Source organism: Desulfovibrio intestinivivus (assembly GCF_053570665.1).
Genome location: NZ_JBRBQT010000001.1, coordinates 952,085 through 967,828 on the forward strand (window position 1 = coordinate 952,085; position 15,744 = coordinate 967,828).

Genomic DNA, 15,744 nt, shown 5'->3' on the forward strand with positions numbered 1-15,744 from the left:
GCCCAGTATAACTTCACTCGTTCGTTTTTTACCCACATCCCCACAAGCTGACAAGCAGCGCGGCCCCGGCGGCAAACAAAGACTCCGGGCCTGCCTGAGCAGACACCGGAGTCTTTGCAACAATCAAACCAGATTGCTGACTAAAATTTGCCGGTCACGTCCAGGCACTGCCAGGGCAGACCGTACATATTGAGATCCTTCATGAAAGGATCTGGATCAAACTGTTCCATGTTCCACACGCCGGGCTTGCGCCACAAGCCCTGAGCCACCATCTTTGTACCGATCATGGCGGGCACGCCCGTAGTGTACGAAATGGCCTGGGAACCCACCTCTGCATAGCATTCTTCGTGGTCGCAGATGTTGTACACGTAGACGGTCTTTTCCTTTCCGTCCTTAACGCCGCGCATAAGGTCGCCAATGCAGGTCTTGCCCTTGGTCAGGGGGCCGAGGGAGGCCGGGTCGGGCAGCAGTTTGGCAAGGAACTGGATGGGCACAATGTCCTGCCCCTGAAATTTCACAGGGTCGATACGGGTCATGCCCACGTTGCCAAGCACCTTGAGGTGGTTGAGATAATTCTCTGAAAACGTCATCCAGAAGCGGGCGCGGCGGATACCCTTGAGGTTCTGCACCAGTGATTCCAGCTCTTCATGATACATGAGGAAGCATTTTTTGGAGCCGATGCCGTCAGGGAAATCAAAATTCATGGACCAGGACAGGGGGTCGGTTTCCACCCACTCGCCGCGTTCCCAGTACCGCCCGCGCGCCGTGACCTCGCGGATATTGATTTCAGGATTGAAGTTGGTGGCAAAGGGCTGGCCATGATCGCCCGCATTGCAGTCGATGATGTCGAGCACGTGCACTTCGTCCAGCTGATGCTTGAGCGCCCAGGCCGCGTACACGTTGGTGACGCCGGGGTCAAAGCCGGAACCGAGCAGGGCCGTCAGCCCCGCCTCGCGGAAGCGGTCCTGATAGGCCCACTGCCACTTGTATTCAAACTTGGCGGTGTCCAGCGGCTCGTAGTTGGCGGTGTCCACGTAATGCACGCCGCATTCAAGGCAGGCGTCCATAATGTGCAGATCCTGATACGGCAGGGCCACGTTGCAGACCACATCGGGCTTGACCTGCCGGATGAGGGAACACAGCTCGGGCACGTTGTCCGCGTCCACCTGAGCGGTGGCAACCTCGACGCCAAGGCGCGTCTTGACGCTCTGCGCAATGGCATCGCAGCGGGAAAGGGTGCGGCTTGCCAGCGTTACCTTTGAGAATCCGCCTTCCTTGAGTACCTGCGCACACTTGTGCACCACAACGCTGCCTACGCCGCCCGCGCCAATAATCAGAATATGAGACATGTTCCTTCTCCGTGGTGGAAGAGGTATACCACTGCGCGGCATGGCCGCGCCGCCATTTTCATATATTGCGCCCGTGGGCGCAGGGTTGCCGGGCCGCGTGACCCGAGCCGGAAAACATGATGCCCGCACGGCGTGACAAAGCCGTTACGTTACGCGCGGAATGGGCCTTATGGCCCAGGAAAGTTCCGGCGTCAACAGGTCGCGGTGCAAAAACCGTCAACTCTGCCTTATTTCTCACTTTTGGCCGCAGGGCCCGGATCTGCCGCATCGCCATCCAGCAGACGCACATGGGCGTAACGCCCGCTTTTGCGCGCCTGTGCGGCAAGCTCCAGCCCCTGGCTCCTGCACTGCGGGCAGGCGTGGCGCGGCACCAGTATGCACAGGGAGCGGGGCACCCGTTCCGAGGCGGTCTCAATGCGCCCCAGCCCCGAGCAATCGCTGCACAGCCGCCAGGCTTCCGTCTGCCCTTCGCGCAGGTTGTCCGTATCGTAAAAGATGTGCTTGCGGCGCACCCACCAGCCGTTTTCTTCCTCGCCTTCCGTGGGCTGCGCCGGGGGATGAAAATACACATCGCGGATCTGCGCGCACAATTTTGCTATGTATTCCCCCACTTGCGGCCGCTGACGCGTGGCTTCTGGCGTCCAGCCCGGCTCGCGGATATCCGAAGCGTCCAGCCCGGCCAAGGCAAGGCAGATGCCCAGGTTCACGTAGGGCAATGCCCCGCGTATGGAGTAGCCGCCTTCAAGTACGGCGATATGCGGTTGCAGGGCCGCATTGAGCGCCGCATAGCCCTGCGCCGAAAGCTTCATGTTGGCAAGGGGGTCAGTGAAGTGATTGTCCTGCCCGGCGGAATTGATGATCAGGTCAGGCTTGAAATCTTCCAGAATGGGCAACACCGCATGTTCTATGGCGTACAGATAGCCCTCGTCCGAGGTTTCGGGCGGCAGGGGTATATTGATGGTGCGCCCAAGCGCGCCGGGGCCGCCGCATTCCTGCGGGAAACCCGATCCGGGGTACAGGGTGCGCCCGTCCTGATGCAGCGAGATGAACAGGGTATGCGGGTCGTTCCAGAAGATATCCTGGCTACCGTCGCCGTGGTGCACATCCGTATCCACAATGGCGATGCGCAGGGGGCGGCCATCGGGACGGGGGTAGTGGTCGCGGATGTACTCCACCATGACGGCTTCGTTATTGATATTGCAGAAGCCACGGTTGCCGTGCACCACACGCATGGCGTGGTGGCCTGGAGGCCGCACCAGGGCAAAGGCACGCTGTTCGCGTCCCTCAAGCACCAGCCGGGCCGCGCGGATAGCCCCGCCCGCGGAAGCCAGATGCGAATCCGTACTCACCGCCGCAGCCGAAGGCAGGCAGAAGTGCGCGCGCTCAAGCTGGCCATGCGTGGCAAAGGCGGGGCGGTATTCCGTAATGCCGGGGATGTCGAACAGCCCTTCTTCTAGCAGCTGGTCGCGTGTATAGAGCAGACGCTCTTCCCGTTCCGGGTGTGTTGCAGAAATGGCCCAGTCAAAGGCAGGGAAAAACACCACGCCAAGACTGCGGGCCGCCACCAGGGGCGGCAGTGTTTTTTCAGTCATCACCTTCGCCAAGTTCTTCAAAAATATCTGCCCCGTAACGGGCATACGTCACCATACGGCCCATGTGCGCAAGGCCCATGCCGTAGGCCAGATTGCTTTCGGCCACGGCCATAAAAAGCACGCCTTCAGTATCATGCAGGGCAAAAAAGCCGCCAGCGCCGCCATCCTTGCGAAAAACGGCGCAGTGCAGCAAACCGGGATCGCCAATAACGTTGATAAGGGTGTAGCCCTTGGGCGGCTGACCCGGCAGATAGGCAAGTTCCTTGCCTTCACGGGAGGCAAAACGCACGCCCGCGCCTTCAACTTCAACTGTATAACATTCGTACATATATTCTCCTTGGTGGCGCCTGAAGCGCGCCAAAAGCCTGCATGGCAGGCTGAACCGGCAAAATTGCAAAGGCCCGAAAAGCGGCTCTCGCCGCAAAAAACTATTCCAATCCCCAACCGCGCTGCCGCAAGTGGAACTCAATGGCGGAACGGCACTGCAAAACCACGTCTTCCGGCGGCTGCGAGGCATCAATAATGGCAAAGCGCTCGGGTTCTTCCTCGGCCAGAACCCTGTAGCCCTGACGCACCCGCTCATGAAAATCAAGGCTCTCGGCGTCAAAACGGCCTTCTGAAACCACCAGACCTTCCAGGCGGTTGCGCTCGCCAGCGCGCATGAGGCCGCAACGCACCGGCAGATCCAGCAGCAGGGTCAGCTCCGGTTGCAGGCCGCCCGTGGCCGCCTGATTGAGCCTTTGCAGATATTCCGTATCAAGCCCGCGTCCGTGCCCCTGATAGGCCAGCGTGGAGTCGGTGTAACGGTCGCACAGCACGGTCTGCCCTGCTTCCAGCGCAGGCCGGATGATCTCCGCCACGTGCTGCGCCCTGTCGGCAAGAAACAGAAAAAGCTCCGCCCTGCTGGAGAGTTCGCGCGTGCGGGCATCAAGCAGTATGGAACGCAGGCTGCGCCCAAGCGCACAGCCCCCCGGCTCACGCGTACACAGGGGGTCGTGGCCATTTTCCTGCAAAAAACCCGCAAGATAGTTGATGGCCGTGGATTTGCCCGCGCCTTCTATACCTTCAAAAGAGATAAACATTCTTCTTTCACCGCTTTTTTGCGGGTTGCGGGGGCGGCTTTATCCGGCGTACGCGCGGCCCGGTGCACGGGTCGCCCCAGCGTAGCCTGCCAGGGTGTCCAGGCCTCGCCTTCGCCCTCTATCTGGGCAAACAGGCCACGGCACTGGGCCATCTTGGCGTCCAGGTTGTCGGCATAGTGCAGGGCCATGGCTTCCGGCGTATGCGGCACGCGCACCGCACCGAACTCCAGCTCGCCATGGTGGCTCAAGATCAGGTGTTTCAGATGCCGCTGCAACGGCTCTTCCAGACCGGATTTAGCCAGGTACGGCTCCAGCATTTCAATGCCCAGCATGAGGTGCCCCAGCAGGCGGCCCTCATCAGTGTAGTCATTGGCGATACCGCCAGAAAATTCGCGCAGTTTGCCAATATCGTGAAACAGCGCTCCCGCAAGAAAGGTCTGCCGGTCAAGTTCCGGATAATGGTCGGCAATGCGCCGACAGAGCTTGAATACGCTCAGGGTATGTTCAAGCAGCCCGCCCACATAGGCGTGGTGCACCCCCTTGGCCGCCGGACAGACCCGAAAGGCGGCGCGCATCTCGTCGTTGTTAAAAAATCCCTGCACCAGCTTGCGCCAGGGCGCGTGGACAAATTCCTTCTTGATGAGGTCAAGCAGTTCATCCAGCATCTCATCCAGCGGAAAGGGGCTGGCGGGCATAAGGGCCGCATGGTCCACAGCAGCGCATTCCTCATCGGAAAGAAAGCGCATCTGCTCCACCGTGAGCTGCACCTGATCGCGGTACAGCCCCGCGCGCCCTTCGGCCCACACAAGGGTTCCTGCCGCGATTTCGCTGAACTCCGCGCTCAGCGGATGCCATATCTTGGCTTCAAGGCTGCCGCTGGCGTCAGCCAGGGTAAGCCGCCAGTACGGGCCGTTGCGCGACTGTCCCTGCGCCGCCTGCGTAACCACGAATATGCCGCGCGCCTCCGAGGCGGGGCCAATCTCTTTGACGTAACAACCTTTTTCCATATATCGTTCCAGCGGCGCGCATCTGCGCCGGGCATATGCAGTTTTCCACGCGGGCATGGCCCCTGACGCGGAACTTCTAAAAATGGCAGGGCCGCGCAAAACACTGAAACCACGCGGGCCTTAGGCCGAATTTCCCTTCTTTCCGAGGTATTGTCAAATGGACGTTCTTCTGACCAACGATGACGGCATCCGCGCACGCGGCCTGCGCGCACTTTACGCCGCCCTGCTTGAAGCAGGGCATACCGTGCATGTGGTGGCCCCCATGACCCAGCAATCTGGCGTGGGCCACTCGCTGACCGTATTTGAACCTGTACGCGCCATGGATTTTGAAGAACCCCACTTCAAGGGTCTGGGTATTTACGGCACACCCACGGACTGCGTCAAACTGGCCCTCGGGCAACTCCTGCCCAAAAAGCCCGACATGGTCATTTCGGGCATCAACGCCGGGCCCAACGTTGGCCCGGACATTCTGTATTCCGGCACGGTGGGCGCTGCCACGGAGGCGGCCCACGAAGACCTGCCGAGCATCGCTGTTTCGCACGACTGCTACAAGGTCAAAAACGGCGACCTTCTGCCGCAGGCCCGACATCTGGTGGCGCTGGCCGAACGCATCGACTGGTCGCAGCTGGGCCGCCGCAGGGTGGTCAACGTCAACTATCCTGCCTGCCCGCTGGACGAGGTCAAAGGCATGCGCGTTTGCCCGCAAACCAGCGCCGTGTGGGTAAACACCTACTCGGAGCGCCTTGACCCGCGCGGCGCGCCCTACTGGTGGCTTGAGGGCGAAATTCCTGCGGAAACCATTGAACCGAATTCGGACAAAGACATGCTCAACCGGGGATACATTACCCTTACGCCCCTGCGCTTTGATTTTACCGATCAGGCTGGCCTGAACGCGCTGGCAGGCATGAAGCTCGGCTAGCGTGCGCACTGCCCCAAGGCCTTCGGCAACCTGCCGGAAACATAAGGGATCAGGCGAACCCTCTTGACGCCGCCGCCACATGTGGGCTACAGGCGCGCTCGGGCATACAAAATATGTTTTGCGTTTGCCCGGCCACTGCGCCCGCCGGAAGAACTGCAAAGTAAGCCCGTTTCCCGCGCGGCAGGCATTCCCCTTTACGGGGAATTGGTGTATGTGCAGACTTGTCATTTCCGGGCGACTTATGCTTTTTTGACCGTCCTTAATGCCAGACCCCTCTGGAGGAAATCATGCCTCTTATCAATCCCAAAGAAATGTTCGCTGCCGCCTATGCCGGCGGGTATGCCATTGGCGCGTTCAACGTCAACAACATGGAAATCATCCAGGGCATCATGAGCGCGGCCTCCGAGGAAAAATCGCCGGTCATCCTTCAGGTGTCTTCGGGCGCGCGCAAGTATGCCGGGCAGATATACATCATGAAGCTTGTGGAAGCGGCGCTTGCGCTTGACCCTTCCATTCCCGTGGTGGTGCACCTCGACCACGGCCCCAGTTTTGAAATGTGCCGCGACTGCATTGACGGCGGCTTCACTTCGGTCATGATTGATGGTTCGCACCTGTCGTTTGAAGAGAACATAGCCCTGACCAAGCAGGTGGTGGACTATGCCCACCCCCGGGGCGTATGGGTTGAGGCCGAGCTGGGCAAGCTGGCTGGCATTGAGGAACATGTGCAGTCTGCCGAACACGTCTACACCGACCCCGATGAAGCCGTGGAATTTGTAAACCGCACGGGCTGCGATTCGCTGGCCGTTGCCATCGGCACAAGCCACGGCGCGTACAAATTCAAGGGCGAAGCCAAACTTGATTTTGACCGTCTGGGCCGCATTGGCGACAAGCTGCCGAATTACCCCCTGGTGCTGCACGGCGCGTCCAGCGTACCGCAGGAATTTGTAAGTCAGTGCAACCAGTATGGCGGCCAGGTTGGCGGAGCCAAGGGCGTACCCGAAGACATGCTGCGCAAGGCTGCGGGCATGAATGTGTGCAAAATCAATGTGGATACGGACATCCGCCTGGCCGTCACCTCATCCATCCGTCAGTATCTTGCCGAACACCCCGACCAGTTTGACCCGCGCGCCTACCTCACCCCCGCTCGCGATGCCGTCAAAAACATGGTGGCCCACAAGATCCGCAATGTCATGGGATCTTCAAATAAAGCCTAATCCCTACGCCCCAAGGAGCGCGAATCATGCCCGTGAAAGTTGGAATGAACGGCTTTGGCCGCATTGGTCGGTATCTGCTGCGTCTTATGGCCGACGACAAAGAAATTCAGATCGCCGCCATCAACGCCCGTGCGGACAACGCCGCGCTGGCCTATCTTTTCAAGTATGATTCCACTTACGGAACCTTTCAGGGCACTGTTGATCACGATGAAAACGGCATCATCGTCAATGGCCGCCATATCACCGTTACCCGCTGCAAGGCTGGCGAATGGGAATGGGAACGCCTTGGCGTAACCCTGGCCGTGGAAACCACGGGCACCATCAAGGACAGGGAAGGCCTTGCCCAGCATCTGGCATGTGGCGCGAAAAAGGTTGTGATCTCCGCCCCCGGCAAGGATGTGGACGCCATGATTGTTATGGGCGTGAACCACGGCACTTATGATGGCGCAAAGCACAGCGTCATTTCTGCCGCGTCCTGCACCACAAACTGCCTGGCTCCTGCGGTCAAGGTGCTGCACGAAACCTTTGGCTTCCGCCATGGCCTCATGACCACCATCCACTCCTACACCATGAGCCAGCGCATCCTGGACGGCACCCACAAGGACTGGCGTCGCGGCCGCGCCGCAGCCGTGTCCATGGTGCCTTCAAGCACAGGCGCCGCCAAGGCTGTGGGGCAGGTCATGCCGGAACTGGAAGGCAAGCTCAACGGCATGTCGGTGCGTATTCCCACCTTTGACTGCTCGCTGGTCGACCTGACCTGTGAAGTGGAAAAAGCCTGTGATGCCGCCGCTGTCAATGCGGCCCTTCAGGCTGCCAGCAAGGGCGCTCTGGCCGGAAACATGGGCTATTCCGAAGAGCCGCTGGTATCCATTGACTACAAGGGCAGCACCTTCGGCGGCGTGGTGGATGCGCTTTCCACCCAGGTGCTTGACGGCACCATGGTCAAACTGCTCATCTGGTACGACAACGAATCCGGCTTCACCAACCAGTTGCTGCGCCTGCTTCGCATGGTGGGCAAGGACTGCTGATAAAGACCGCGCCTTGCCCTGCCGGGCAGGGATGGGCATGAATTACAAGCGCGGCGGGTTGCAATACCCGCCGCGCTCTGCTTTTGTTCGCCCGTTTTGACAGCCCCTGTCGCAGCGCATGCTTCACTCTGTCCCTTTTGGGCCTTTCTCAACCCCAGATTTGACGTGCGTGGCCCCAGGCAAATTCTGCTCACCACTCGCCAGCATGGGAAAATTTTTCCTCTTTTCTTTGCCACGCTTTAAGCATTGTCCAACAAAACTGGCTCTACGCAAGACTTTACAGGCATCTCACCTGAACGCGTCATTTGCGCCGAGCCCTAATACTTTTTGCCGTTGCGCCGATTAAGTGAACAAAAGGTGGTAGCACGCAAGGACGCGTCGGCATTTCGCGCCGCCTGTGACATACAGCATTCATGGAGGAATGTATGTATATCAATCATAATACCATGGCCTCGCAAGTAGGCAACAATCTGACCTCGCACTACAGCGACCTGAAAACCTCTACCTCGCGGCTGTCATCCGGCCTGCGCATCAATTCCGCTGCGGACGATTCCGCCGGTCTGGCCATTCGCGAACTCATGCGTACCGATATCGCCGCCCTGCAACAGGGCGTGCGTAACGCCAATGACGCCATTTCCCTCATTCAGACAGCCGACGGCGCCTTGGGCATCATCGATGAAAAGCTGACCCGCATGAAGGAACTGGCCGAACAGGCCGCCACCGGTACCTATGACTCCACCCAGCGCCTGATGATCGAATCGGAGTATCAGGCCATGGCTTCGGAAATTACCCGAATCGCCAACGCCACGGACTTCAACGGCATCCATCTGCTGGACGGCAACCTGTCGAGCGACACGCACACAGGCAGCACCATGTCCAGCACTGGCAAGCTGAAGGTACACTTTGGCACAGCCAACGATTCGGCGGAAGACTACTACTACATCCAGATCGGCACGAGTACTGCCTCTGCTCTTGGTGTAGGCAATCAGGCTGCCACCACTGCTGCCGGCAGATCGGTATCGACTCAGGAGGCGGCGCAGAAGGCTCTTGTGGCCATCACAAACGCCGTGGTCTCCAAGGACAAGATCCGGGCGCACCTGGGTGCGCTGCAAAACCGGCTGGAGAACACCATCTCCAACCTGAGCACGCAGGCCGAAAATCTGCAGGCGGCGGAATCCCGCATTTCTGACGTGGATGTGGCCACGGAAATGACGAAGTTCGTCCGCAACCAAATTCTTACCCAGTCGTCTGTGGCTATGCTCTCGCAGGCCAACAGCATGCCTAAGCTGGCCTTGAACCTGATTTCCGGTTAGCGGCAAAACCAGGTGGTGGAGGGCAATAGCCCAGGACCGGCCAAGAGGCTGGGGAGAGCTTTAAGGCCATAACCAACACGTTTCTGATGAAAGCCGGGTCGTACACGACCCGGCTTTTTTTACGCCCTGCTATCTTCTGAGCTTCGGGAAATACCGCACTGGCACAGCAGCAGCCGCAGTTTTTCAGCACGCACAGCCCTTCTTTTTCCCCATTTCCACTCTTGCGCGACAGCCTCTTGCGCGCCTGCCCCGTCAATATTTCTGCGCTTGTTCAAAAAACAATGCGATGTCCCACCTGTTTTGCCTTGGCTTTCCTTACGCAGGATAGCCGTGGGCAGGCAAAAAATATTTGCCGCATCAGCATACCCCAAAAATTCGCATCATAGAGATATTTGTATATTTTTTTCTGTGCGGGCCGCAGCATTTCGCCATTGGCGCACCAGCCGCCAGCTTATTGACGCATAAAGCTGCGATCTCTGGCATGAATCCTGCTGTAAACGGAGTGCAGGTTTTCAGGCAAATATTGCCTTCTCTGAAGCCACGAATCAGAAGGGCAACAGCGCCTGTCGTTTAAGGCTGCCAGCCCAGGTCGGCTCTGCCGATACCAGTCTGGCTTTTGGTAACTCTTTCCCCGCTCCTTGCGGGATGAACGGCGGCAGTCCGCATGGACGCGGGCGCGCATAGTGCGCCGCCGGGCAGACAGAACATTCATGGAGGAATGTCATGTATATCAATAACAACTCAATGGCTTCCAATGTTGCCAACAACTTGACCTCGCACTACAGCGACCTGAAGACTTCGACCCAGCGTCTGTCCACAGGCCTGCGCGTGAACTCCGCTGCTGACGATGCCGCCGGCCTCGCCATTCGCGAATTGATGCGTACGGATATCAAGGCGTTGCAACAGGGCGTGCGTAATGCCAACGATGCTATTTCCCTCATTCAGACCGCCGACGGCGCCCTGGGCATCATCGACGAAAAGCTGACCCGTATGAAGGAACTGGCAGAACAGGCTTCCACCGGCACCTATGACTCCACCCAGCGCTTGATGATCGAATCGGAGTACCAGGCCATGGCATCGGAAATTACCCGAATCGCCAACGCCACGGACTTCAACGGCATCCACCTGCTGGACGGCAATCTGTCCGGTGACACGCACGTGGGCAACACGATGACCTCCACCGGCAAGATGAAGGTCCACTTCGGTACTGCCAACGACTCGGCGGAAGACTATTACTACATCCAGATCGGCACGAGCACAGCCTCGGCCCTTGGTGTAGGCAATGAGACAACCACCGGACGAGCCGGTGCGACCATCTCCACCCAGGAAGCGGCGCAGAAGGCCCTTGTGGCCATCACCAACGCGGTGGTTTCCAAGGACAAGATCCGTGCACATCTGGGCGCGTTGCAAAACCGCCTGGAGAACACCGTCTCCAACCTTACCACTCAGGCTGAAAACTTGCAGGCGGCTGAATCCCGCATTTCCGACGTGGACGTGGCCACGGAAATGACGAAGTTTGTCCGCAACCAGATCCTCACCCAGTCGTCTGTGGCCATGCTCTCGCAGGCCAACAGCATGCCCAAGATGGCCATGCAGCTTATCCAGGGTTAACGCTGGTTGAGGGCGTGCTTTAGCACGTATCCCAAAATATCCCCGAAGGGTTCGCCCTTCGGGGATATTTTGCTGCGGAAACGTTTCTTCCGGAGGGGCCAGTATGGGCGCGCTAGCGCAGGCTCAGGCCAGCGCGGTCAGATCATAGTCCGTATTTTCCACTATATCGCATTCCACGAGCGCTCCGGGCGCAATGCCCGGCCCGCTCACATAGGTGATGCCGTCCACCTCCGGCGCCTGAAACCACACACGCCCGCTGTGCAGTCCCGGCCAGTCGGGATGCGGGGCATCCACCAGCACCTGCATACGGCTGCCCACCTGCGCGGAGAGCAGTTCGTTGCTGATGTCGGCCTGAATTTCCATAAGAGAATCCCTGCGCCACTGTTTGACCTCATCTGGCACCTGATCGGGCAATGTTGCCGCCACGGTGCCATCTTCTGCCTGATAGGCAAACACACCCACGTGCTGAAAACGGCTTTCTTCTACAAAACGGCACAGACTTTCAAAATGCTCTTCCGTTTCGCCAGGATAGCCAACAATAAAGGTCGTGCGCAAAGCCGCATGGGGCAGCACGGAGCGCACGGTATCCAGTACTCGCCGGGGGTCGCCCGCAAAAGGCCGGCCCATGCGCGACAGCACATCAGGGTGAGCGTGTTGCAGAGGAATATCCAGATAGGGCAGCAAAGGCGCGCCGCAATCTCTGATAAAGCGCAAAAGTTCCGGCGTCACGCCTGTGGGGTACAGGTAGAGCAGGCGCAGCCAGGCGAGGCCCTCGAGCCCCACCAGCTTTTCAAGCAGGCTGGGCAGGCCGTGCTTGAGCCCAAGATCAACACCCCAGGAGGTCAGATCCTGCGCCACAAGATCAAGCTCGCGCACGCCCTGGGCCAGCAGGGCCCTGGCTTCATCGGCAATATCGTCGGCGGTCAGCGATTTAAGGCCGCCCCTGATGGAAGGAATGGTGCAGAACGCGCACTTGTGCCTGCACCCCTCGCCCACCTTGAGCCATGCGTACGAAGGGCCGGTAGAAAGCAGTCTGCCGCCGGGGATACGGGTAGGAGGCTCGGGCAGGTTCAGGGCCGCTGCCAGCATGGCTGGCCAGCGCGGCAGATCACCCGTGGGCAGCCACACGTCCACTTCCGGCAGTTCCGCTGCCAGATCGGCAGCGCCATAACGCCCCACCATGCAGCCGCCTACAGCCAGCAGGGGCTTAACCTTGCACTTTTCAAGCCTCTGGATGGCGTCCACAACCGCGCGAACAGATTCACGCACGGCAGGGTCGATGAATCCGCAGGTATTGATGAAAACCAGACGCGCCTTGCCCATGTGTTCCACATGCTGCACGGCGACCCCAAGCGAACCGAGCAGGCGCTCACTGTCCACGCGGTTTTTGGGGCAGCCAAGGCTCAGCGACCATACTTTCAGGGAATTAGGAAAAATAGCTCGTGTCATGGGGGCACAATACAGAGGGGCGGGGCGCTTGTCATCATTGAGGCCAGTCCCCATTCTTCAAACCGGACGTGCCCAGACCGGCAAATTTGCAAAACGATAACACAGATGCTAGATCTTATCTGTTGTCTAACAGGCTAATACACAAATGTAATGCCGCACGGCGGAACATAAAAATGAAAAACGCGGACCCTGCAAACCTCAGCATATCGGCTACCCAATCCGGGGAAAAGCCGCCTGCGGAATCTCCTCAGGAGATTTGCCTTTCCCATGCCTTGCAGAGCGTCTACGGCGACATATTGCTTATAGATTTTGAGAGTGATACCTGCCGCGAACTGTACCACGGAGAAGGTCACTTTACGCGCATGCCTCTGGATCGGCCCCTTGCCGAAACGTTCAGACGCGAACTTGCCGAGAGGGTTCACCCCGACGATGCACAGCGTTTTGCGGCTTTTTTTTCTCAGGACAGCCTGCGACAGATGCTGGCGCAGACTCCCCTTTTTGCTGCGGAAGACATTCGCAAAAAAGCCCTCAACGGTTTGTACCGATGGGTGCGTATTATTGCCTTTCCTGCCCCCCAATACGGCGGGGAACAGACCTATATTGTCTGCACAGAAGACATTGAAAACCACAAGATTGCAGCCGATATTGCCCATGAGAACGAGATGCTGCGCCGGCAAAAGCTGGATGCCCTGCGTTACAAGGCAGTGGTGGACCACACCCGCACCCTGGTTTTTGAATGGAGCGGCACAGATCTTACCTACCTGAGCCAGAGGATTCCCGAACTGCTGGCGGGCGAATACGACGGGCGCAATCCCTTTGACGTGTGGCGTGAAGACGATGTTCTTTACGCGGGCGACATGGAGCCCTTTGACACCTGCCTGGCGCGCCTTGCCCTGGGCATCCGCTCTGGCGAAATGACCGTCAGGCTGCGCCGCCGCGACGGTCAGTACATCTGGTGCAAGATCACATACACCAAGCTTGACGACGGGGAGTCTGAAGAACGCTACATCGGCACTCTCAATGATGTTGACGCAGCCACGCGCACCGAGCAGGCCCTGCGCCTGCGCGCAGAGCACGACCCCCTCACAGGCGCTTTCAACACCCAGACATTTTTTGAAAAAATAGACAAGCTCATCAAAAACCGGCCCAATGAGCAGTACTGCGTATTGCGCTTTGACGTGGCCGGGTTCAAGGCCATCAACGAATCTTTTGGGCTTGAAGAGGGCAACCGCCTGCTGCGGGGCATTGCCCGCCTGATCCGCCAGCGCCTCATATCTGAAAAGGAAATCTTTGCCCGGCTCACCGCCGATGTTTTTGCCGTCTGCCTCACAGGCGGCACCGAACGGACGCTACAGTTCATCCAGAACCTTTCTCTGCGTCTGGATCACTATTCCGACACCTTTCGGGTCAAGCTGTTCTTTGGCATCTGCCCTGTGGAGAATTCCCGCACTCCGGCTCACATCCTGTGCGACTGGGCCTATCTGGCGCAGAAGACGGTCAAGGGCAGCGACATTGTCAATTTTGCCTTTTACGATGATGCCCTGCGCAAACGTCTGCATGATGAGAGCTACATCACTGACCAGATGTATGAAGCGCTGGAAAAAAACCAGTTCAAACTTTTTCTGCAACCCAAGGTCCAGATTTCCAGCGGGCGCATTGTGGGCGCGGAAGCGCTGGTGCGCTGGCAGCACCCCACAGACGGGCTTATCCTTCCCGGGCGTTTTATTCCTTTGTTTGAGCGCAACGGCTTTATTGTGCGGCTGGACTCGTACATCTGGGACCAGACCTGCCAGACCCTGCGTACATGGCTCGACAAGCAGTATGAACCCATGCCCATCTCTGTGAACATGTCGCGTCTGCATTTTAACGACGATGATTTGCCCAACAAGCTCGTCAGCCTCCTGAACAAGTACAATCTGCCCCGCCACATGCTTGAACTGGAACTGACCGAGAGTGCCTTTTTTGCCAATGAGCCAAGGCTGAAACGCCTTATGAACGAGCTACGGGCCGCGGGATTTGTTTTTTCCATGGACGATTTCGGCACAGGCTACTCATCGCTGAGTACATTGCGTGATCTGCCCTTCAATGTGGTCAAGCTTGACCGGGCCTTCATCAGCGACGGCACCACCAACAAGCGCGGCCAGATTGTGGCCCGCAACACCATCGCTCTGGCGCGCGACCTTGATATGTCCATTGTGGCTGAAGGCGTGGAAACCAAGGAACACGCCCGTTTCTTGCTCAACAGCGGTTGCAACTGCGCCCAGGGTTTCTATTATTCCAGGCCAGTGGATACGGCGGAGTTTGAAGTGCTCAGCTTTGTGCAGGAAAAGGCCTTCTGGGTGCATCCGCAGCTGAAGGAAGACGCCATCCGTCTGGGGCTGCCCATAAGCACGGAAGCCCCCATTAAAGAATACTGATTTCCCCCGACACGCCTTCTCGCCACGCCCCGGCAACACTGATTCAAGCCGTAAAACCACAGCAGAACTGTTGCTGCGCCTGCTGCCTCATCATGCATGGCCGCGGGCTTGCCCCGTTTACAGCGGCAGACGCAGCAGGCGGATGGTATGCGGCTGGATATACAGCAGCTTGCCTTCGCGAATGTCGTCCGCGCGGGTCACAAAGCTGTCCTTGTTCACGTTCAGGATGGCTTCTGCCTCGTGGCTGCAGTCAAAAAGATGCAGCACGTCACCGGTCAGCGAGTCGGCGGTGGTCCAGTGCCGGTTCACAGGCGGGCCATCCGGGGTGATGTGACGCAGAAAACGGAAGATCACAGCCCTGCCGCTGCCCGGCGCAAGCCATGTGCGGCAGCATTCCCATACCTGATCCACAGAGGGGTCGTCCTCATCTGTAAAGGGCTGGCGCACTTCCAGCGGAAAGGAACGGCTCTGGATACGCAGCATGCCGTCAACCAGCCCGCAATAGTCAGTTTCCTGCTCCAGCACGGCACGGAAGGCTTCAGGCGAGGCCGCAAGTCCCATCAGGGTTTCATTAAGAATGTCGCGCGCCTTGAGAACCCTGATGGTGTGGGTCAGCCGCAAGCCGTTGAGCACTGCATAAATTGCGCAAAAAGTGTCCAGTTTGCCCTGATAAAACGGTTTCAGCATGAATACCCCCATCGGTTGTTATGCCCACAGCAACACCCAGGGTCAAGCCTTCCACCCCGCCAGCATTTCTGCTTTT

At 58.6% G+C, this 15,744-nt stretch carries 13 protein-coding genes; 6 read left to right on the forward strand and 7 right to left on the reverse strand.

Translation table 11 applies throughout. The features are described 5' to 3' along the window. Positions 1 to 140: 140 nt before the first annotated feature. The 5 genes from ACUZ9P_RS04010 to ACUZ9P_RS04030 form a co-directional block, all read right to left on the reverse strand. Positions 141 to 1,349, reverse strand: coding sequence for a saccharopine dehydrogenase family protein (locus tag ACUZ9P_RS04010; RefSeq protein ID WP_449248728.1), 1,209 nt, complete (start codon positions 1,347 to 1,349; stop codon positions 141 to 143). Positions 1,350 to 1,576: 227 nt separating this feature from the next. Then, on the reverse strand, positions 1,577 to 2,941 hold the full coding sequence (locus ACUZ9P_RS04015) for a histone deacetylase family protein (protein WP_449248729.1): 1,365 nt from the start codon (positions 2,939 to 2,941) through the stop codon (positions 1,577 to 1,579). Next, the gene (locus tag ACUZ9P_RS04020) at positions 2,934 to 3,269 is read right to left on the reverse strand and encodes a hypothetical protein (RefSeq protein ID WP_449248730.1); all 336 of its coding nucleotides are present in this window, start codon (positions 3,267 to 3,269) and stop codon (positions 2,934 to 2,936) included. The genes ACUZ9P_RS04015 and ACUZ9P_RS04020 overlap by 8 nt, the downstream gene beginning before the upstream one ends. 100 nt (positions 3,270 to 3,369) lie before the next feature. Then, complete coding sequence (gene tmk, locus ACUZ9P_RS04025; protein WP_449248731.1) at positions 3,370 to 4,023, reverse strand: dTMP kinase; 654 nt, start codon at positions 4,021 to 4,023, stop codon at positions 3,370 to 3,372. Then, positions 3,999 to 5,030: a 3'-5' exoribonuclease YhaM family protein gene (locus ACUZ9P_RS04030; protein WP_298993883.1), complete on the reverse strand. Its 1,032-nt coding sequence runs from the start codon at positions 5,028 to 5,030 to the stop codon at positions 3,999 to 4,001. The genes tmk and ACUZ9P_RS04030 overlap by 25 nt, the downstream gene beginning before the upstream one ends. A gap of 157 nt (positions 5,031 to 5,187) precedes the next feature. On the opposite strand from ACUZ9P_RS04030, the gene surE reads away from it, so the two are divergent. The 5 genes from surE to ACUZ9P_RS04055 all read left to right on the forward strand — a co-directional run bounded on the left by surE (position 5,188) and on the right by ACUZ9P_RS04055 (position 11,115). Next, complete coding sequence (gene surE, locus ACUZ9P_RS04035; protein WP_449248732.1) at positions 5,188 to 5,949, forward strand: 5'/3'-nucleotidase SurE; 762 nt, start codon at positions 5,188 to 5,190, stop codon at positions 5,947 to 5,949. A 287-nt stretch (positions 5,950 to 6,236) separates the two neighbouring features. Next, positions 6,237 to 7,163 (forward strand): class II fructose-1,6-bisphosphate aldolase, encoded by a 927-nt coding sequence (gene fba / locus ACUZ9P_RS04040; protein ID WP_449248733.1) that lies wholly within the window; start codon positions 6,237 to 6,239, stop codon positions 7,161 to 7,163. 26 nt (positions 7,164 to 7,189) lie between these two features. Then, a complete protein-coding gene (gap, locus tag ACUZ9P_RS04045) occupies positions 7,190 to 8,191 on the forward strand; it encodes a type I glyceraldehyde-3-phosphate dehydrogenase (RefSeq protein WP_449248734.1) in 1,002 nt (333 codons plus the stop codon). 425 nt (positions 8,192 to 8,616) lie between these two features. After that, positions 8,617 to 9,504: a flagellin N-terminal helical domain-containing protein gene (locus tag ACUZ9P_RS04050; protein ID WP_449248735.1), complete on the forward strand. Its 888-nt coding sequence runs from the start codon at positions 8,617 to 8,619 to the stop codon at positions 9,502 to 9,504. Positions 9,505 to 10,227: 723 nt separating this feature from the next. Continuing rightward, positions 10,228 to 11,115: a flagellin N-terminal helical domain-containing protein gene (locus ACUZ9P_RS04055; protein WP_449248736.1), complete on the forward strand. Its 888-nt coding sequence runs from the start codon at positions 10,228 to 10,230 to the stop codon at positions 11,113 to 11,115. 123 nt (positions 11,116 to 11,238) lie between these two features. Here the strand turns inward: ACUZ9P_RS04055 and rimO are convergent, their stop codons facing one another. Further along, positions 11,239 to 12,564, reverse strand: coding sequence for a 30S ribosomal protein S12 methylthiotransferase RimO (gene rimO / locus ACUZ9P_RS04060; RefSeq protein WP_449248737.1), 1,326 nt, complete (start codon positions 12,562 to 12,564; stop codon positions 11,239 to 11,241). 173 nt (positions 12,565 to 12,737) lie between these two features. On the opposite strand from rimO, the gene ACUZ9P_RS04065 reads away from it, so the two are divergent. After that, positions 12,738 to 14,981: a putative bifunctional diguanylate cyclase/phosphodiesterase gene (locus ACUZ9P_RS04065; protein WP_449248738.1), complete on the forward strand. Its 2,244-nt coding sequence runs from the start codon at positions 12,738 to 12,740 to the stop codon at positions 14,979 to 14,981. A gap of 117 nt (positions 14,982 to 15,098) precedes the next feature. Here the strand turns inward: ACUZ9P_RS04065 and ACUZ9P_RS04070 are convergent, their stop codons facing one another. Next, positions 15,099 to 15,668 (reverse strand): hypothetical protein, encoded by a 570-nt coding sequence (locus ACUZ9P_RS04070; protein WP_324835750.1) that lies wholly within the window; start codon positions 15,666 to 15,668, stop codon positions 15,099 to 15,101. Positions 15,669 to 15,744 lie beyond the last annotated feature (76 nt).